Genomic DNA, 20,898 nt, shown 5'->3' with positions numbered 1-20,898 from the left:
TTATGCGCCCATTCCAAGTACAAATTTACCAAAGGCAGATAGAGCCAAGGCAAGTGCGATAATAATACCGATAGCTTTAGTAGAGTTCATACCTTTCTTACCAAGCAACCAGAAGATAAAGGCAGTAAAGATTGCTGGAAGCAAGCGTGGGAAGATTGAGTTCAAGATGTCTTGGAAGTCAATCATTTTCTCACCGATTGCCCATTTGTAAGAAATTTCAAAGTTGATCATTGTTGCTACAAGAGCACCCATCATGAAGACACCAAGTACAGATGCAGCGTCAATCAAAGCTGTCAAAGTACTTTGCATGTTGTTGATAAGGTTAACCCCTTCTTTGTAGGCAAATTCCAACTGTTTCCAACGGAAGATGTCATACGCTACTGCAACTGCGATCCAAAGGAAGATTCCCCATGGTTGGCCAGCGATAGCCATAGTTGCTGCGATAGATCCCATGATAGCAGGTACAAGTGAACCAAAGATTGTATCCCCAAGAGGAGCGAATGGTCCCATCAAACCTGTCTTGATACCGTTAACGGCGTCTTTTGAACCCACACCATCTTTTTCTTCCATGGCAAGGTCAAAACCAGCGATAATGGTATGGAAGAATGGTGAAGTATTGAAGAATTGAGTATGAACTTTCATCATTTCTTTCAATTCAGGAGTTCCATCCCCATACATTTTACGCAATTGAGGCAAGATCATGTAAAGGTAACCAGAAGCTTGCATACGTTCGTAGTTCCAACCCAATTGGAAAGTAAACAAGCTACGTTTGTTGATTTGATTAAAATCTTCTTTTGTAAGTTTGTAATTAGAATTCGTCATCTTCGATTTCCCCACTTTCTGATGGTGTAGAAGGTGCTGCTACAGCTACTTTTTGGCTATTTTTGAAGTGAAGCACTGCAAGGAAGATACCTACGATAGAGATACCAATCATAGACAAACCTTTGAAGTTGTTCACGAAACCAATTTTTTCAGCAACATCTTTCGGTAGAGTACCTACGATACCAGCAACAGCGCCACCAAGACCTGTTACATATGAGTAAAGAACAGTCAACATAGCTGTCAAACCAAATCCCATAGCAAGGTAGTGAAGGTTACGTTTAACTGGAAGGTAACGAAGCAAGATTGCAAATCCAAGACCTGGAAGCATACGTCCTGCGAGTGTCAAACCATCTGCAACCCATTTGTATGCTTCTACAAAGTCTACGACTGATTGTACAAAGGCACCACCAAAGGCAAGGGCAAAGAAGACTGGAAGGGCACGAGATAAAGCCCAAGGAATCGCACCAAGTAGGTAGTTACGTTCGATTCCTTTGTAATCAAAGCGTTCGATTGCAGCATCCACACGGTGAGCGAAGAAGGTAGTAGTCATACGTCCAAGAACGTCGAAGTAAGTCAAGAGAGCTGCTACTGGCACAGCGATTGTTGTAATCGCAAGTGCTGTATCAATTCCTTGTGAAACAGAGAAGGCTGTCGCAAGAACCGCACCAGAAGTTGCGTCGATACGAGAAGCACCACCGAAGGTACCAACCCCAAGAACGAACAGTTGCAAGTTACCACCGATAAGTAGACCAGTAGTCACATCTCCCATAATTAAACCAGTAATGAAACCAGCAAATACAGGGGAACCTGCAGATGAAACGATCGTCAACTCATCACAGATTTGATAAGCTGAGTACAAAGTGAGAAGTAAAATTTGCCACCATTGTATCATAACAATGACCTCCTAAAAATTTTTTCCTATTTTAATAAGCTCAAAAAGTCTGAAACTGGATCATTTGGAACCATTTGAGCAGTAAGTTTAACACCTTTTTCTGCCAGTTTGTGGAAGTCTTCCACATCCTTATCCACTACGTTGATAGAACGTGTGATGGCGCGAGTTTCTGGCGTTTGAGACATATTCCCAACATTGAGGGTTTCAAGTGGTACACCTGCTTCGACCAAACCAAGGAAGCGGTCTGGCTTACGAGCCACGATAAAGAGACGTTGGCTATCGTATTTTCCAGCAAGAATATTGGCTGCCGCTTTTTCAATCGGCAAAATACTCAATTTCACACCTGGTGGTGTCGCGAGTTTCAAACCACTCTTTTCAACGTCGTTGTTGACAACTTCGTCATCTACAACCATAATACGTGAAACATTTAGTTTTCCAGCCCATAGATTGGCTACTTGTCCGTGGATCAAACGTCCATCGATACGGCATCCTACAATTGTCATAAGTTTTCCCCCTTTATGTGTTTTAGTGTAGGTTTACGAGTTAAATGAATCTCTTCTTTATATTCACCCTCTGTTTCAAAGATAATGATGCGATTAGCACCCTCCTTGAGATAGCTATGAGGAATATAAAGCGAGAGAGTTGGGCCGACGTTCCAAAAACGTCCTAGATTCTGCCCATTGACAAAGGCAACTCCCTTACCAAACTCAGACAAGTCTAGGTAAGTATCTTTTGGCTCTTGGACTGTAAAGTCATAAGCGTAAAAGGCTGGTTGTCCTTCTGTCCATCCTTTTGAAAAATCAATTTTCTCAGGATTATCTAGTGGGAGTGGATAGTGTTTCCAGTTTAGTAAGAAGTGTAAATCCTTACAAACCCCTGTTCGGATTCCTTTACGTTGTGTATCCGCTAAGAACTTGTGCCCATAGTTGACACGCCCCATATTTTCTATCAATATATCAATCCTAGACAGCGCTTTCTTTTGACCTTGATAAAAAATATCTTCCCCAATCTCGGTTTGATATTGGGTTTCAACCCACTGACCATCGATATAAAGCTGAGCCCTATCTCGACCATCAATGATACGAAGTCTTTCTTCTTCTGCATCCCAGTTTGTTTCTGTTCGATAGAGTAAGTAGCCATAACTTTGTCCTAGCTCCTCCATTTTTTTAGGATAAAGGCTTTCTACAGGACTAGATAAGCTATCCAAGGTTTCAAACAAGGAAACTTTTTCAGCTAATGGAATAGCATTTACTTTCATACTCTCCTTATAGAACGGTTCCAACTGCGGATACTCTGGGAAATGTGTCGCCATCATCTTCTTGACTGCCAAGTACTTGGCAGTTGGATTTCCTTCTTCATCCAGAAGGGCATCGTAATCATAAGATGTGACTTGTGGCAAATCCAAGGTCCCTCGAGCCGAGCAACCATTCATGAAGCCAAAGTTTGTACCGCCATGGAACATGTAGAGATTGATGGAACCTTGCTCCAAAACCTCACGAACTGCATCTGCCAATTCTTTTGGATCCCGTGTGATAATCGGTTCTTTCCAACGGTTGAACCAGCCATCCCAGAACTCCATACACATGAGTGGCCATTTCTTGCCATGTTCATCAAAGAATTCCTGCATCTGTGAAAAGTTGTAAGGTGCCTTAGAACCAAAGTTGCCTGTTACAAAGAGGTCATCTTCGATTAAAGTTCCAGCTTTCAGAGTTGCTCTCCAAGGACCATCTGATGTAAAGAGGGGACAGGTTACGCCACGATCTTCCATCAACTGTCGAATGGCTCTCAGATAAGCCTTATCCTCGCCATAAGAACCATACTCATTTTCAACCTGCATCATGAGGATATTCCCACCATTGTCCAATAAATGTGGAACCAATCGTGACAAGAGTTGGTCATAATAACGACCAACTGCCTCGATATATGCTGGGTCTGATGAACGGATTCTCATATCTTTGGTTAAGAGCCAAGCTGGTAAGCCACCGAATTCCCACTCCGCACAGATAAATGGTGACGGACGTACAATAGCATAGAGGCCTAAATCTTGTGCTGTTTGGAGAAATCTCTCCAAATCCAGAGCTCCTTCAAAGTTAAACTCACCCTCACGGGGTTCGTGTAGATTCCAAGCAACGTAAGTCTCTACCGTGTTAAAACCAAGAGCCTTCAAATTATAGAGCGAATGATACCAATCTTCTGGAGGAACTCTAAAATAATGAATGGCTCCAGATAAAATCTTAAATGCTTTTCCATCGAGATAGAAATCATCCCGTATCTCAAATCGTGTCATATTTTTACCTTCTAACAACTAAAGCTTGCGCTTTCATTTGTTGATATAGTAACTATATCTCAATATTTTGCATTTGTCAATAGGCTTTCACAATTTTTTTCATTTTTAACTAACTTTTACACAAAAAACTTATAAAAATCTCTAATTTATAACAATAGTATCCTTTAAAAACATGTATAAAAATGTATGTTTTTCTATTAATTTTGATGTAAATTAACCTTTTACCCTATTATTCTAATTTTTTTATTCAAAACTCTACTATTCTTTTCAATTTTATGGTAAAATTTTTAGTGGAAAAGGAAAATCGAGGTGAAAACATGGCAATTCCAAAGTATCAATATATTAAAGATGAGTTAAAGAACAAAATCATTTCTGGTCAATTTGCCAGTGGAGATAAATTCTACACTGAAGCTGAATTGATTGCAATGTATGATGTAAGTTCTATAACCGTTGTCCGCGCCTTAAACGATCTTGCCAAAGATGGCTATATTGTCCGCCAACAAGGAAAGGGTACATTCGTTTCACGCGCACGCAAACACAAACTCGTAGAGTTTTCAGATGTAGAAGTTTTTGAAACTAAAGATGATAAAGTTACTGTCCTTTCTATTGAACGTGGCAACAAATTAAACTACTTAGAAAAACTTGGACTACGTGGTGACCAGTTCTACTACAAGATTGAACGCGTACGCGAAACAAATGGTGTCGTATACATCTACCACACATCTTACATTCCAGAACAATACATCAACGCAAATTATCCAAATCTTGAATATTATAGTTCTATCTATAACCGTTTCAAATCAGATTACCACATTCACATGAATGATGAACATTTTGAAGAAATCAATGAAATCACATTTCCAACTCCAGAACATGCGGCTTCGGCCCTCGGAGTCGATGAGCAATTCCCAACAGTTTTACAAACCAAGACTACTAGGCTAGAATCTACTGGCCAAGTTCTTGCATACAGCGAAACTTATAAACGAGCGGATTACTACAAGATCAAATTCATTTCATGTGATCGTGATCACTAAGAAGAAGGCCTGAGCCTAAGCGCTTGGGCTTTTCTATATATATTAAAGCACAAAAAAGCGACTATGAAAACGCTATTAATACTCAATGAAAATCAAAGAGCAAACTAGGAAACTAGCCGCAGGCTGTACTTGAGTACGGCAAGGCGACGTTGACGTGGTTTGAATTTGATTTTCGAAGAGTATAAATATATTTATTTGTAGCACTTGTACTAAAAATAAGTTAAAAATCACTGATTTTTCCTTGATTTTACATTCTTATACAAATTGCTATTTCCAAAATCTTATGATTTCCTCCGCTTATTATAATTATTATATAAACCTGCTTGACTTTTTACTATATAGATAATAAAATTAAATTGGTTTTATGTAAACGTTATCAAAATAGTTGTATCAAGGAGGTTTTATCATGAAACTAGACAAGAAACAGCGTTTCTCAATCCGCAAGTATGCAGTCGGAGCAGCTTCTGTACTGATAGGATTTACCTTCAGTGCGCAAGTCGTATCTGCAGATGGACTCACACCAGCACCAAAAGCTACTGAAACTTTGCAAGCTGTGCCGGATAGCCCACAAGCATCAGAAGCACCAATTCAAGATAAAGCAGAAAAACTTGTAAAACAAGCTGATAAAACTATAAAAGAGGAAGTTAAAACTGAAAAAGATACTGTTAACACAGTCCTTCCAAAAACAGACAATGTGGTAACACCAGTAGTAACAGAACATGCCAGCCCAGCTCCTACTACGGAAGTAGAGAGCACAACTCAAGTGAAAAAAAGCGCAGAGAGTGCCAATACTGAAAAGAAAAACGAGCCTGCCACTCCTGCTGTACTCGCACAGACTACTGAACGTGCCACTCAAACTAATGAAAAGCTAGCGAAAAAGAAAATTGTTTCTATTGATGCTGGACGTAAATATTTCTCACCAGAGCAACTAAAGGAAATCATCGATAAAGCGAAACATTATGGCTACACTGATTTACACCTATTAGTTGGAAATGATGGGCTCCGCTTCATGTTGGACGATATGAGCATCACAGCTAACGGCAAGAACTATGCCAGTGACGATGTTAAACGTGCCATTGAAAAAGGTACAAATGATTATTACAACGATCCAAACGGCAATCACTTAACAGAAAATCAAATGACAGATCTGATTAACTATGCCAAAGATAAAGGTATCGGTCTCATTCCGACAGTAAATAGCCCTGGTCACATGGATGCGATTCTCAATGCCATGAAAGAATTGGGAATCCAAAAACCTAACTTTAGCTATTTCGGGAAGGAATCAGCTCGTACCGTAGATCTTGACAACGAACAAGCGGTCGCTTTTACAAAAGCCCTTATTGACAAGTATGCTGCTTATTTCGCGAAAAAGACTGAAATCTTCAACATCGGACTTGATGAATATGCCAATGACGCAACAAACGCCAAAGGTTGGACTGTCCTTCAAACAAAAGGAAAATATAGTAAATTCATCACTTACGCTAATGATCTTGCTCACATCGTCAAATCGCACGGTCTAAAACCAATGGCCTTCAATGATGGTATTTACTACAATAGTGATACTAGCTTCGGAACTTTTGACAAAGATATCATCGTTTCAATGTGGACTGGTGGTTGGGGAGGTTACGACGTCGCTTCTTCTAAATTTCTAGTAGAAAAAGGTCACCAAATCCTAAACACTAACGATGCTTGGTACTATGTTCTTGGGCGAAATGCAGATGGCCAAGGTTGGTACAACCTTGATCAAGGATTAAACGGTATCAAGAACACTCCAATCACTTCGGTACCAAAATCCGACGGAGCAACTATTCCATTCATCGGTGGTATGGTAGCTACTTGGGCTGACACTCCATCTGCACGTTATTCACCGTCACGCCTCTTCAAACTCATGCGTCAATTCGCAAATTCTAATGCTGAATACTTCGCAGCTGATTATGAGTCTGCAGAACAAGCACTTAACGAGGTACCAAAAGACCTTAACCGTTATACTACAGAAAGTGTCGCAGCAGTTAACGAAGCGGCAAAAGCCATCCGTTCACTTGATAGCGACCTCAGCCGCGCTCAACAAGACACGATTGACCAAGCAATTGCAAAACTTCAAGAAGCAGTCAGCAATTTGACCTTCACACCAGAAGCTCAAAAAGAAGAAGATGCTAAACGTGAGGTTGAAAAACTTGCTAAAAACAAGGTGATTTCAATCGATGCTGGACGCAAATACTTTACTCTTGATCAGCTTAAACGCATCGTAGATAAGGCCAGTGAGCTCGGATATTCTGATGTTCATCTCCTTCTAGGAAATGACGGACTTCGCTTCCTACTCGATGATATGACCATCACTGCCAACGGAAAAAGCTATGCAAGTGATGATGTCAAAAATGCCATCATACAAGGAACAAAAGCTTACTACGATGATCCAAACGGGACTGCACTTACACAGGCAGAAGTGACAGAACTAATTGAATACGCTAAATCTAAGGGCATCAGTCTCATCCCAGCTATTAACAGTCCAGGTCACATGGATGCTATGCTGGTTGCCATGGAAAAATTAGGCATTAAAAATCCTCAAGCCCACTTTGACAAAGTCTCTAAAACAACTATGGACTTGAGAAACGAAGAAGCGATGAACTTTGTAAAAACCCTCATCGGTAAATACATGGACTTCTTTGCAGGGAAAACAAAGATTTTCAACTTTGGTACTGACGAATATGCCAACGATGCGACTAGTGCCCAAGGCTGGTACTACCTCAAATGGTATCAACTCTATGGCAAGTTTGCCGAATATGCCAACACCCTCACAGCTATGGCCAAAGAAAGAGGGCTTCAACCAATGGCCTTCAACGATGGCTTCTACTATGAGGACAAGGACGATGTTGAGTTTGACAAAGATGTCTTGATTTCTTACTGGTCTAAAGGCTGGTGGGGCTACAACCTCGCATCACCTCAATACCTAGCAAGCAAGGGTTATAAGTTCTTGAATACCAACGGTGACTGGTACTACATTCTCGGTCAAAAACCAGAAGATGGTGGTGGTTTCCTCAAAAAAGCTATTGAGAATACTGGAAAAACACCATTCAATCAACTAGCTTCTACCAAATATCCTGAAGTAGACCTTCCAACAGTCGGAAGTATGCTTGCTATCTGGGCAGATAGACCAAGCGCTAAGTATAAGGAGGAAGAAATCTTTGAACTTATGACTGCCTTTGCAGACCACAATAAAGACTACTTCCGTGCTAATTATAATGCTCTCCGCGAAGAAATCGCACAAATTCCTGAAAACTTAGAAGGATACAGCAAGGAAAGCTTAGACACCCTAAGTGCAACTAAAACAGCTCTAAATTACAACCTCAACCGTAATAAACAAGCTGAAGTTGACACACTTGTAGCCAAACTAAGAGCTGCTCGCTTAGGTCTCAAACCAGCTGCAACTCACTCAGGAAGCCTGGATGAAAATGAAGTGGTTGCCAATGTTGAAACCAGGCCAGAACTCATCACAAGAACTGAAGAAATTCCATTTGATGTTATCAAGAAAGAAAATCCTAACCTTCCAGCTGGTCAGCAAAATATTATCACAGCAGGAATCAAAGGTGAACGAACTCATTACATCTCTGTACTCACTGAAAATGGAAAAACAACCGAAACAATCCTTGATAGCCTGATAACCAAAGAAGCTGTGAACCAAGTTGTTGAAGTCGGTACTCCTGTAACTCACAAGGGTGATGAAAGTGGTCTTGCACCAACTACTGAGGTAAAACCTAGACTAGATGTTCAAGAGGAAGAAATTCAATTTACCACAGTGACTCGTGAAAATCCACTCTTGCTCAAAGGAAAAACTCAAGTCCTTACTAAAGGTGTCAACGGGCATCGTACAAACTTCTACTCTGTGAGCACTTCTGCCGATGGCAAGGAAGTGAAAACACTTGTAAATAGTGTCGTAGCGCAGGAAGCCGTTACACAAATAGTTGAAGTCGGAACTCTGGTAACGCATGTAGGTGATGAACACAGACAAGCCGCTATTGCTGAAGAAGAATCAAAACTAGAAATCCCAAGCCAACCAGCTCCATCAACTGCTCCTGCTGAGGAAAACAAAGCTCTTCCTCAAGGTCCAGCTCCTGTAGCAACAGAGAAAAAACTTCCAGAAACAGGAAGTCACCATTCTGCAGGACTAGTAGTCGCAGGACTCATGGCCACACTAGCATTCTATGGACTCACTAAAAGAAAAGAAGACTAAGTCTTTTCAATAAAAAAATAAACAGCGAGATTAAAGCTCGCTGTTTATTTTTTTAATTAATCACCCAGTCCTAGACGTTCAAAGATATCATCCACTCGTTTAGTGTAGTAAAGAGGGTTGAAAATTTCATCGATTTCCTCTTGTGTAAGGCGTGATGTTACCTCTGGATCTGCTTCGAGAAGAGGTTTAAAGTCTACTTGATTGTCCCAAGAGTAAGCTGTTTTTGGTTGCACCAAGTCATAGGCTTGCTCACGCGTCATGCCTTTTTCAATCAAGGTCAACATAGCACGTTGGCTAAAGATAAGACCGAAAGTCGAGTTCATGTTGCGGATCATGTTTTCTGGGAAGACCGTCAAGTTCTTGACGATATTTCCAAAACGGTTGAGCATGTAGTCAATCAAAATGGTCGTATCTGGTGTGATGATACGCTCAGCTGATGAGTGGGAAATGTCGCGTTCGTGCCAGAGAGCAACGTTCTCATAGGCCGTAAGCATATGACCACGGATAACACGCGCCAAACCTGTCATGTTTTCAGAACCGATAGGGTTGCGTTTGTGAGGCATAGCAGATGAACCTTTTTGTCCTTTGGCAAAGAATTCTTCCACTTCGCGTTGCTCAGATTTTTGCAAACCGCGAATTTCAGTCGCCATACGCTCGATTGAAGTCGCGATGCTAGCAAGAACCGCAAAGTACTCAGCATGAAGGTCACGAGGAAGGACCTGTGTAGAGATTTCTTGGGCACGGATACCAAGTTTGTCGCAGACATATTGCTCAACAAATGGTGGGATATTAGCGAAGTTTCCAACCGCACCAGAAATCTTACCAGCTTCCACACCCGCAGCCGCATGTTCGAAACGCTCGATATTGCGCTTCATTTCGCTGTACCAAGTCGCCAATTTAAGACCAAAGGTTGTAGGCTCAGCGTGCACACCGTGGGTACGCCCCATCATGATGGTAAACTTGTGCTCCTTAGCCTTATCAGCGATGATGTTGGTGAAATTTTCAAGGTCACGACGGATGATGTCGTTGGCCTGCTTGTAGAGGTAACCGTAGGCCGTATCTACCACATCGGTAGAAGTCAAACCATAGTGGACCCACTTGCGCTCTTCACCAAGCGTCTCAGAAACCGCACGCGTGAAGGCAACCACATCATGGCGCGTCTCCTGCTCAATCTCTAAAATACGGTCGATGTCAAAGTCCGCTTTCTCGCGAATCAAAGCCACATCTTCCTTAGGGATTTCCCCCAACTCAGCCCATGCCTCGTCAGCCAAGATTTCCACCTCAAGCCAAGCACGGTATTTATTTTCTTCACTCCAAATGTTCGCCATCTCAGGGCGAGAGTAACGGTCGATCATGTTATTTTACCTCAAAGCTCTTTGTATAATTAATAAGTTCCTCTGTTGTTTCTTTTCTTTCAAATAATTTCCTGTCTTTCTGTATAATGTCTTTTTCAAATTTTTCTTCTAAAAATTTATTTAAGATAGCTATTGCCTGTTCAATATAATTACTAAATTCAGTATCATCTTTAACAACTTCTTCTATCTTATGACTTATTTTACTATTAAATTTAGTTATACCTAATTCATCTTTCCCATCACCTAATAAATATTTAATAATCATCATAAGGTGCCATCTAGCTTTAAAATATTTTCTATCATAATTATTTCTGACATAACGTTCCACTTTATAAAAGGTTAAACCACTACTATAATAAATATTAATATATTTCAAATCATTTTCATTGAATAAGGCATTTCTAGTGTTACGTTCAACTTTACCATATTGACCCGAAACCTCATGTGGAAGATTTAAAAACATTGCTGACGTAGCCTTAATCTGAATAGGAATATTAATTATTTTTGTTTTAGATATATTATCATCTCTATACTGTTCTGTCCTACGTTCATAATATAGACCTACTGAATTACGTTCTTTTTCTTTAGAACGATAATACTCTTCAATATTTTTCTGTATCGGTGCTAAAGCTGCCAACTGTTCTGGTTTCAAAGTGGTCTGACTATTAGTTGCTTTTATAATTGAATTTTTTGTTTCTTCGTCAGTAGTGGCAATAAATCTGACCGGAAGATAAATTTCATCAGTTTCAGAAATAGAATCTAGAGATTCAAAAATTACATTACTGGTTTGACATCCATTAACAATTTGATAATTGACTAAAGTTAACTCTTCAGAATTAAGTTTTATATCATCTCCAATTATTGTAATTCCATTATTTAATAATCCAAATAAATAACTATCCTCCCCAACCAGCTGGTTTTTCATATTATGATTAACTTCTATTTTTTCATCAGCACCTAAATAATATCTTATGTTATCATCAAAAATTCCACGTCTCAAAACCTTCTTACCGTCTATTTCATCTGATAATAACTTAATAAATTCTTCTAACCTGATCAATCCGTAATATCCATTTTTTATTTTACCACTCATATCTTTCGGGTAAGCAACAGGCGTTTTTGTCATACTTATACTAATTTCTAAGTCAGATTGATTCTTACGATGTAACTCCATTACAGATTTCAAACCCATTATCTTAGGTGAAAGGATTGTGCCAAACAAACTTAATTTTTCTAAGTCACTGACACCCATTTCAATTGTTTTCAAAATATGTTCATCTTTTAACTTCTCATCTTCATTTGTATCTAAACTGACAAAAAATGTATTTAGTTTTGGATTTTCTTTAAATCTACTTGCCTTAGTGAAAATATATTTTGCAGTTTCCCAAAAAACATCTAATTCCAAAATATCACAACTATCACGATCAAAGTCGAAAAACCTTCTAACTCCCGTAAAGAAATCATTCAGTTCTTGTCTATCTATTTTTTCAGACGTTTTCGTTTGAATAAAATAAAATTCAACATCAAACCGTTTTAAATTTTCAACAACATAATCAACGTCTTCAACACTTTGGACCAGTTTATCAGCAACAAATATGGCTACACCATCAATACCAAATGCCGATCCAGTCTCCATGTCCTCATATGAAACATTAGCGTCATTTCCATATACTGAAACTATGGCATCATTGATATAACTTTCAAATAAAAGATGTTCGTCTTTTCGTTGCTTTTTAGAGATTTCATGTTTATCAGCAAAATCATTAACATATGATTTAATTATTGGATTTTTTATTTGTTTATTATTATTCATTATTTCCCTCTATCTAATATTTAATTAAAATTCCTCAACCTTATCCGGCACATCACTAAACAAAGTCACATGTCCCATCTTGCGGTTGTGCTTCGCTTCTATTTTACCATACATGTGGAGATGGGCGCTTGGATTTTCTGTGACATATTTTTCAGCGGTCTCAACATGTTGGCCGAGAACATTGAGCATAACAGCTGGTGCATGCAGTTTAATGGCGGGCAATGGTGCTCCCAGAACGCCTAGGATATGGGTATCAAACTGAGAGAAGTCGCAGGCTTCAATCGAGTAGTGCCCTGAGTTATGTGGACGTGGGGCGATCTCATTAACGATAATATCATCAGCCGTCGCAAACATTTCCACGCAAAGGGTTCCAGACAAGTGCAGTTGTTCTGCAATTCGTAGAGCCATATCTTTAGCTTTCTCAGCTAGACTATCAGAAATGCGAGCAGGCACAATTGTTTTAGATAGGATGTTGTTACGATGGATATTTTCCTGAACTGGGAAAACCGTCACATCCTTGCGATTACCAGACACGATGACTGAAATCTCAAGGTCAAAGTTGACAAATTCTTCCAAAACACAGTCTGCTGAATCCGCTAGTGTATAAGCTTCTTCCAAGTCTGCTTCTGAACGAATAACCTTTTGACCATGGCCATCGTAACCACCGGTCGCCGTCTTGAGGATATAGTTTTTAGAGAGGTCGATATCTGCCAAGTCTTGGCTAGAAGTCACGACCTTGTATGGTGCCACGGTGACTTGAGCCTTATTTGAGAGAAAGTCCTTTTCAAAAATCCGATTTTGAGAAATGCGGAGCAGGTCTGTCCCTTGAGGGAGTTGTCCCTCCTTGATAACAGCATCCAAGCCGTCAGCATCGACATTTTCAAACTCATAGGTCAGGACATCGCATCGCTCAGCCAGCTGACGAAGAGCTTCCACATCGTTATAAGGAGCCACGATGATTTCCGCCACGCGAGAGGCTGGACAATCCGCAGCAGGATCCAGCGCGATAACCTTGTGCCCCATGTAGATAGCAGAAATGGCCATCATCTGCCCCAGCTGACCGCCACCGATAATTCCGATTGTTTTAGATGAGCTCATTGGTAGACTCCTCTGCGATTTTTCCTTGTTCTTCTGCAAAATCTGCCAAAACTGTCGCGATAGCCTGATCCTCTACTGACAGGAGACGGAGGGCAAAGAGGGCTGCGTTGGTCGCTCCTGCTTCACCGATAGCCATGGTTGCGACTGGTACTCCACCCGGCATCTGTACGATAGAGTAGAGCGAGTCCACGCCACTAAGCGCACGAGATTTGACGGGCACACCAATGACTGGAAGGGTTGTTTTGGCAGCAACCATACCTGGCAAATGGGCTGCGCCACCAGCACCCGCGATAATGACCTTGATACCACGACTACGAGCCTCCTCCGCATGTCTGAACATGAGGTCTGGAGTACGGTGGGCAGAGACAACTTTCTTTTCGTAGGCTACACCGAAGCGATCTAAGACTTCGGCGGTTTTTTGCATGGTTGCCCAGTCGGATTTTGAGCCCATGATAATGGAAATAATTGGTTTAGTCATAATTTTTCCTTTTTTCTTCTTTTTTGATAATGGTCTTAGGTGGTGGGGACGGAAGCAAACCTTCGGTTTCACTCCTAAAATTTGAGCCTAAGGTCTCAAATTTTCCCTAGACCAGAACAGATACTGTTCTGGTCTTTTCACCACGGCAACCATTATCTTACTTTGGCTCGCTTTCGCTCGCCATGACAACTATAGTATCTATTAATCTTTTATGGCCTTGCTTCCGATATCTGTTCGGTAAAAGAGGCCTTCTGTATTTTGTTTGTCAAGTTCCTTGTAGATGGTTTCTTGGGCTTCTTTGACGGTATCAGCAGTGGTGACGAGCATATAGACACGGCCTCCGTTTGAAAGAAGGTCTTCCCCATTTTCAGCAAATTTAGCTCCGGCATAGTAGGTGATGATATTGCCTTCTGTCTTAGTTGGCAACTCGACACCCTTTGCATAATCTAGCGGATAGCCCTTGGATGCAACAACCACACCTAGAGTCACACCCTTGTTCGTCCATGTGATCTTCGGCTCCTTGCCATCGAGAATATCCGTGATATTTTGTGCAAAGTCAGACGTCAATCGTGGCAAGATAATCTGAGTTTCGGGATCTCCAAAACGAGCATTGAACTCGATAACTTTAGGTCCATCTGCTGTTAAAATAAGCCCTGCGTAAAGGATACCCAGATAAGGACGACCTTCTTTGATCATCCCTTCTAGGACTGGCTTGACAATAGTGTCAACCGCTGTGGCAACCACGCTCTGTGGAAAGTGAGGAACTGGTGCATAGGCACCCATGCCACCTGTGTTAGGCCCCTTATCACCATCATAGGCACGTTTGTGGTCCTGAGCCGTGGGCATGATGTAAAACTTGTCCCCATTGACAAAGGCAAAGAGAGAGAACTCCTCCCCGTCAAGGAATTCCTCGATAACTACACGCGCACCTGAGTCACCAAATTTATTATCCAAAAGCATCTCGTGAGCTGCTTCGACCGCTTGCTCGACTGTCTCAGCAACGACAACACCCTTCCCGAGCGCCAAGCCATCCGCCTTGACGACGATTGGAGCGCCTTTTCCCTCGATGTAGGCCTTGGCTTCCTCAAAATCCGAGAATGTGCCATAGGCTGCTGTCGGAACGTCATATTTGACCATAATTTCCTTAGCAAAATCCTTGGACCACTCTAGCTCCGCTGCAGCTTTGGTCGGACCAAAGGCCTTGAGCCCAGCTTGGTTAAAATCATCCAGAATCCCAGCAGCAAGGGCATCGTCTGGCCCGATAAAGGTCCAAGCAATATCGTTGACCTTTGCAAACTCAATCAATTTAGAATGTTCGGAAATAGAGATATTTACCAATTCCAAACCATCCAGAGTCATCCCGTCATTCCCAGGAGCTACAAAAACCTTTTCTACCTCTTTTGAATCAAGCAACTTCTTAGCAATCGCATGCTCACGACCACCCGAACCGATAACTAACAGCTTCATTTCTCAACCTCTTTTGCGAATTATTTAATAATATTATATCATAAACGTTCGTTTTAATCTTGTTCTATTCCGTTTTTTAAGCAAAAAAAGGAAAGAAACTGTTTTCTTCCCTCTTGTCTTCTTAATGTCTAAAATGTCTCACGCCTGTGAAGACCATGGTCAAGCCATATTTGTCAGCAGCTTCGATAGATTCTTGGTCACGAACGGAGCCACCTGGCTGGATGATAGCCTTAATACCTGCTTTAGCGATTTCTTCCACGTTATCTGCAAATGGGAAGAAGGCATCTGAAGCAAGGACAGCACTATCAAGACGATCTTTAGCTTGGTCAATGGCGATACGAACAGAAGCCACACGGTTGGTCTGACCTGGGCCAACACCAAGTGTCATGTGGTCGTTGGTTACAATGATTCCGTTTGATTTGACGTATTTAATAGCCTTCCAAGCAAACTCAAGAGCTGTCGCCTCTGTCTCTGTTGGTTGGCGCTTGGTCACCACTTGCCAGTCAGCTGGCCTCTCTTTGACCACGTCTTGGTTTTGCACGAGAAGTCCACCAACCACGCCTGTGTACTCCGCTTCCACTTCACTAGCATCTTGAGCGTCAAATGGCAAGGCAAGAATGCGCAAGTTTTTCTTTTTGTTGGTCAAAATGGCTAGCGCTTCATCTGTATAGCTCGGTGCGATGATGATTTCAAGGAAAACGCCATGCATCTTCTCAGCCGTCGTAGCATCTACTTCACGGTTGAGAACGACGATACCACCGAAAATTGATACTGGATCAGACTCATAAGCGTAATCCCAAGCTGTTTCTATATCATCCGCCTGACCGATTCCACATGGGTTCATGTGTTTGAGAGCCACAACGGTTGGACGGTCTTTGAAGTCACGGATAATACGAATGGCAGCATCCGCATCGCGGATATTGTTGAAGGACAATTCTTTCCCGTTAAGCTGTTTAGCAGATGCAATCGAGTAGTCTGTCGGCAAAGCTTTTTGGTAGAAGTCCGCGTCCTGTTGAGGATTTTCCCCATAGCGCATAGCTTGCTTGAGGTCATAAGTCAAAGTGAGTTTTTCAGGCTTGCTTTCGCCCACTTGAGCTGTGAAATACTCTGCAATCAAAGCATCATAAGCTGCTGTGTGACGGAAAACTTTTGCTGCTAAACGTTGACGAGTTTCATAAATTGTTTCACCATTTGCTGACAATTCGTTAAGCACCACATCATAGTCAGCAGGGTCTACCACAACTGTTACGCTAGCATGATTTTTCGCAGCTGAGCGAAGCATAGATGGCCCGCCGATATCGATGTTTTCAACTGCGTCAGCGTAAGTCACGTCCGGTTTGAGGATGGTTTCCTTAAATGGGTAAAGGTTTACCACAACAAGATCAATGAGCTCAATCTGGTTCTCCTTAGCTGCTTCCAAGTGACTATACAAGTCACGACGAGCCAAAAGTCCCCCGTGGATATTTGGATGAAGGGTCTTGACACGGCCATCCATCATCTCTGGAAAACCAGTCACATCATCGATGGCAATGGTCTTCACCCCAGCTGTATCAAGGGCAACCTTGGTCCCACCTGTTGAGATAATATCCCAACCGAGTTTTTTAAGTTCTTGGGCAAATTTAACAATGCCCGATTTGTCTGAGACACTGATCAAGGCTTTTTTCGTCATTCTATTCCTCTTTCTTTAAATCCAAGCGCATAGCGACTTCGTTATTTTCTTCTATAAATCCTGTTTCCTGAAAACCCAGACTAGTCAGCAGGTGCTTCATTTTTTCATTTCCAACCACATAATCTGCAATAATATGATTGCAAATGCTATCCATCTGAGCCTTTTTGATCAGAACTTCCAAGGCTTTTCGTCCATAACCTCTTCCTTGGTACTGCTGGCCAATCATTATCCGCCAGATAAAGTATTCCGCTTCATCCTTATCTATTTCCAACAGGAGAAAACCAACTACAAGCTCATTCCAATAGATTGCCATTGGAAACACATCCCCATTCTCTCGGTAGAGCCATGCGTCAGCTAAAGAGCGTACATTTGGAGACACGAAACGTGCTCGTTCATCAGCTTCAGATATTTTCAAATCCAGCACTGCCTGAAAACTATTCTCATCTACTAATTTCAAATTAATCATTTTTTCTACAGCAAGATTTCACAATCAAAACTTGGTTTCCTTCTTACCTTCTCTCCACTCCCAAACTATCCAACACCTCTGGATACAACTTGTACTCTGCCTCATGAATCCGAGTTGCAAAACTTTCAATCGTATCATCAGCTAGTCGCGGTACACGCACTTGTTTGATAACCTTGCCTGTATCCACACCTGAATCCACCCAGTGAATGGTCACACCAGACTGATCCACCCCAGCATTCCAAGCCTCCTCAATCCCATGAGCTCCTGGAAATTCTGGCAGGTAGGCTGGATGAATGTTGATAATTCGTCCCTCATATGCCGCCAATAAGGTCGATCCAACGATTTTCATGTAGCCTGCCAGACAAACCAAGTCAATCTGGTACTCTTCTAATAGCTCAACAAGTGCTGCTTCGTAGTCTGCCTTGCTCTCAAACTCCTTGAGTTCAAAAGCGTAGGATAGGACACCAAGCTTGTCTGCACGTTCGAGCACATAGGCGTCACGATGGTCTGAAAAGACAAACTCCACTGAAAACTGTTCGGCAATCACCTGAAAATTTGAGCCATTACCCGAGGCAAAAACCGCTATTTTTTTCATTTGATGATGACACTTTCGTTTTCTTTCTTGACGATGCGACCAATTTCATAGACTGGTTCATCCAGCAATTCTTTGACACGACCTACATTTTCAGGGCTAACTGCCAACATGAGTCCCACACCCATATTGAAGATTTCAAACATTTCTTCATGCTTGATTTTACCGTATTTTTCAAGGGCTTTGAAAATCGGAAGCACTGGTACCTTGTCTTCTTCAATCTCAGCAGCCAGCTCAGCTGCAAACATACGAGGGACATTTTCAATAAAGCCTCCACCAGTGATGTGGGCAATACCGTTGACCAACTCTTCCTTGATGAGTGGCAAGACAGCCTTGACATAGATACGAGTCGGCTCAAGAAGAACTTCCTTGAGTTTCTTGCCTTCCAATTCTGGCAAGACTTCCTCACCTGTATAGTCGGCAAATACACGACGAACGAGGGAGTAACCATTTGAGTGAATCCCACTTGAAGCAAGTCCAAGAAGAATATCTCCCTCTGACACCTTTGAGCCGTCAATGATTTGAGATTTTTCAGCCACACCGACCGCAAAACCAGCTAGATCGTAATCATCTTCACCATACATACCAGGCATTTCAGCCGTTTCCCCACCGATGAGGGCAGCACCAGCCTGCACACAACCTTCTGCTACACCAGCAACCACTTGTTCTAGCTTGGCTGGTTCATTCTTCCCTGTCGCCACATAGTCAAGAAAATAGAGGGGCTCCGCACCTGCAGCGATGATGTCATTGACACACATAGCCACACAGTCCTGACCAATGGTATCGTGCTTGTCGTACTTGATAGCCAGCATAAGTTTGGTTCCAACACCGTCAGTCCCTGAGATCAAGACGGGCTCTTTGATACCAGTTTTTGAAAGGTCAAACATACCACCAAAGCCACCCAGAGCTCCCATAACACCTGCACGCTCCGTACGAGCCACGTGCTTTTTAATCCGTTCAACAACTTCATAACCCGCTTCAACATCCACCCCAGACTGGGCATAAGCATTTTTTGTCATTTATTTATTCCTTTTCTTTTTTTGAGAAAGACTGCGACGTATTTTTAGATAAACAATTATTTTATCTAAAAATACTAGTCAGGTCTCTAGCTTTGGTCCCATAGGAGAAAGCGTCTACTGACAAATGCTTTAGCTTTTAGTCAGTAGTGAGACGTGGAGCGTATGCATTTTTATTTGTCATTTGTTTATTCCTTTTCTTTTATGAAGAATCTTCAGTCGGCTACTTGTAAAAACTGGTCTTTTCTTCCAAACTTCTACGATAGTCTTCTTCATAGTCGTAGAGAGGAGTTGGGTAGTCACCGTCAAAGTAAGCGACACAGAGACCACCATTTGGCGCATCTGTTTCAATCCCAATCGAATCAATCAATCCCTCAACAGAGAGATAAGTCAGACTGTCTGCCCCAATGATTTGACGCGTTTCTTCAACCGTATGATTGGCTGCAATCAGTTCCTGACGGGTCTGGATATCAATCCCGTAGAAGCATGGATAAGCTAGCGCTGGACTACCAATTGCAACGTGAACCTCAGTCGCACCTGCTTCTTTCAAAAGCTGAACGATACGGCGAGAGGTTGTCCCACGAACAATGGAATCATCCACCATGACCACACGTTTGCCTTTAACAACGCCTGAAACAGCAGACAGTTTCATCCGCACCCCTTGCTCCCGCAATTCTTGAGTCGGTTGGATAAAGGTACGTTGGGTGTATTGGTTCTTGATGAGGCCCATTTCGTTTGGTAAACCTGATTCTTCCGCAAATCCCATAGCCGCGCTGAGGGAAGAATTGGGTACACCGACCACGATATCTGCCTCATGCTTGAATTCACGCGCCAATTGGGCACCCATACGTTTACGTGCCGTATGGACATTGACACCGTGGATATTAGAATCAGGGCGGGCAAAGTAGATATACTCCATGGAACAGATTGCTAACTGGGTATCGTCTGTATAGCTATCATACTGGATGCCCTTGTCATCAATAATCACAATCTCACCTGGTTTCAAATCACGAATCCACTCGGCACCAATGACTTCAAAAGCGCAAGTTTCAGAGGAAACAACCACCGCTCCATTAGCCATTTTCCCGATAGAAAGCGGACGGAAACCATTGGGGTCAAGAGCCGCAATCAACTTGTCCTCAAACAGCAAGATATAGGCAAAACCACCTTTGACAAGGCTGAGCGCTTCCTTGATTTTTCCCATCAAGTTCGGATTGTGACTGCGACGAATGAGATGAGCCAAGATTTCCGAGTCCGAAGTCGCGCTGAAAATCGCTCCTCTATCTTCCAATTCTTTCTTGAGAGAGGCTGCATTGGTCAAGTTTCCATTATGAGCCAAGCCAAACTGCATATCGTGAAAACGGAAGAGGAAGGGCTGAATGTTATCTACAGAAGCTTCGCCAGCAGTCGCATAACGCACGTGACCAATCGCACCAGTTCCTGTCAATTTATCCAAATTAGCAGGATTTCTGAAGACTTCTGATAAAAGTCCCATGTCACGATGGCGCTTCAGTTGTCCCTGATCATTGGAGAGGATTCCTGCCCCCTCCTGACCACGGTGCTGAAGACTGTGGAGACCAAAATAGGTTAATTTAGCAGCATCTGGATGTCCCCAGATACCGAAAACACCACATTCTTCATTAAGAGATTTTACTTCGTATGTCATTTTTTATACCTAATT

General features: G+C 42.1%; 16 protein-coding genes. 2 read left to right on the top strand and 14 right to left on the bottom strand.

Features of this window, described 5'->3' with window-relative positions:
* Genes D8787_RS04875 through D8787_RS04860 form a run of 4 tightly spaced genes read right to left on the bottom strand, consistent with a single transcriptional unit; the run spans position 1 to position 4,001 of the window.
* On the bottom strand, positions 1–822 hold the full coding sequence (locus D8787_RS04875) for a PTS system mannose/fructose/sorbose family transporter subunit IID (RefSeq protein ID WP_000185289.1): 822 nt from the start codon (positions 820–822) through the stop codon (positions 1–3).
* Entirely contained in the window at positions 809–1,714 is a 906-nt protein-coding gene (locus D8787_RS04870; RefSeq protein ID WP_049539025.1) for a PTS mannose/fructose/sorbose/N-acetylgalactosamine transporter subunit IIC, read from the bottom strand. The genes D8787_RS04875 and D8787_RS04870 overlap by 14 nt, the downstream gene beginning before the upstream one ends.
* Before the next feature lie 26 nt (positions 1,715–1,740).
* A complete protein-coding gene (locus D8787_RS04865) occupies positions 1,741–2,217 on the bottom strand; it encodes a PTS sugar transporter subunit IIB (RefSeq protein ID WP_000156971.1) in 477 nt (158 codons plus the stop codon).
* Complete coding sequence (locus D8787_RS04860; protein WP_125421319.1) at positions 2,214–4,001, bottom strand: glycoside hydrolase family 35 protein; 1,788 nt, start codon at positions 3,999–4,001, stop codon at positions 2,214–2,216. The genes D8787_RS04865 and D8787_RS04860 overlap by 4 nt, the downstream gene beginning before the upstream one ends.
* A gap of 317 nt (positions 4,002–4,318) precedes the next feature.
* Between D8787_RS04860 and D8787_RS04855 the strand changes: the two genes are divergently transcribed.
* Together D8787_RS04855 and strH are read left to right on the top strand one after the other, a co-directional pair.
* Positions 4,319–5,035: a GntR family transcriptional regulator gene (locus tag D8787_RS04855; protein WP_001007192.1), complete on the top strand. Its 717-nt coding sequence runs from the start codon at positions 4,319–4,321 to the stop codon at positions 5,033–5,035.
* Between the two features lie 406 nt (positions 5,036–5,441).
* Complete coding sequence (gene strH, locus D8787_RS04845; RefSeq protein ID WP_125421316.1) at positions 5,442–9,263, top strand: LPXTG-anchored beta-N-acetylhexosaminidase StrH; 3,822 nt, start codon at positions 5,442–5,444, stop codon at positions 9,261–9,263.
* A 56-nt stretch (positions 9,264–9,319) separates the two neighbouring features.
* Here strH and purB read toward each other — a convergent pair whose 3' ends face one another.
* The 10 genes from purB to purF form a co-directional block, all read right to left on the bottom strand.
* On the bottom strand, positions 9,320–10,618 hold the full coding sequence (purB, locus tag D8787_RS04840; RefSeq protein ID WP_125421313.1) for an adenylosuccinate lyase: 1,299 nt from the start codon (positions 10,616–10,618) through the stop codon (positions 9,320–9,322).
* Between the two features lies 1 nt (position 10,619).
* Complete coding sequence (locus tag D8787_RS04835; RefSeq protein ID WP_125421310.1) at positions 10,620–12,431, bottom strand: AIPR family protein; 1,812 nt, start codon at positions 12,429–12,431, stop codon at positions 10,620–10,622.
* Positions 12,432–12,455: 24 nt separating this feature from the next.
* Positions 12,456–13,529, bottom strand: coding sequence for a 5-(carboxyamino)imidazole ribonucleotide synthase (purK, locus tag D8787_RS04830; RefSeq protein WP_125421307.1), 1,074 nt, complete (start codon positions 13,527–13,529; stop codon positions 12,456–12,458).
* Positions 13,516–14,007 carry a 5-(carboxyamino)imidazole ribonucleotide mutase gene (purE, locus tag D8787_RS04825; protein ID WP_125421304.1) on the bottom strand — a complete coding sequence of 164 codons (492 nt, stop codon included), beginning with the start codon at positions 14,005–14,007 and terminating at the stop codon, positions 13,516–13,518. Before purE ends, purK begins: the two co-directional genes overlap by 14 nt.
* A gap of 201 nt (positions 14,008–14,208) precedes the next feature.
* Positions 14,209–15,474 (bottom strand): phosphoribosylamine--glycine ligase, encoded by a 1,266-nt coding sequence (gene purD, locus D8787_RS04820; protein ID WP_125421301.1) that lies wholly within the window; start codon positions 15,472–15,474, stop codon positions 14,209–14,211.
* Positions 15,475–15,595: 121 nt separating this feature from the next.
* A complete protein-coding gene (gene purH, locus D8787_RS04815; protein ID WP_125421298.1) occupies positions 15,596–17,143 on the bottom strand; it encodes a bifunctional phosphoribosylaminoimidazolecarboxamide formyltransferase/IMP cyclohydrolase in 1,548 nt (515 codons plus the stop codon).
* A 1-nt stretch (position 17,144) separates the two neighbouring features.
* Entirely contained in the window at positions 17,145–17,609 is a 465-nt protein-coding gene (locus D8787_RS04810; protein ID WP_125421295.1) for a GNAT family N-acetyltransferase, read from the bottom strand.
* A gap of 43 nt (positions 17,610–17,652) precedes the next feature.
* Positions 17,653–18,204 carry a phosphoribosylglycinamide formyltransferase gene (gene purN / locus D8787_RS04805; RefSeq protein ID WP_125421292.1) on the bottom strand — a complete coding sequence of 184 codons (552 nt, stop codon included), beginning with the start codon at positions 18,202–18,204 and terminating at the stop codon, positions 17,653–17,655.
* On the bottom strand, positions 18,201–19,220 hold the full coding sequence (purM, locus tag D8787_RS04800) for a phosphoribosylformylglycinamidine cyclo-ligase (RefSeq protein WP_125421289.1): 1,020 nt from the start codon (positions 19,218–19,220) through the stop codon (positions 18,201–18,203). The genes purN and purM overlap by 4 nt, the downstream gene beginning before the upstream one ends.
* 220 nt (positions 19,221–19,440) lie before the next feature.
* Entirely contained in the window at positions 19,441–20,883 is a 1,443-nt protein-coding gene (gene purF / locus D8787_RS04795) for an amidophosphoribosyltransferase (protein ID WP_125421286.1), read from the bottom strand.
* Positions 20,884–20,898: the final 15 nt, after the last annotated feature.

Source organism: Streptococcus mitis, from assembly GCF_003944325.1.
Lineage (GTDB): Bacteria > Bacillota > Bacilli > Lactobacillales > Streptococcaceae > Streptococcus > Streptococcus mitis_CW.
The sequence above is the reverse complement of the archived record's forward strand: the minus strand, read 5'-3'. Positions and strand labels throughout refer to the sequence as shown.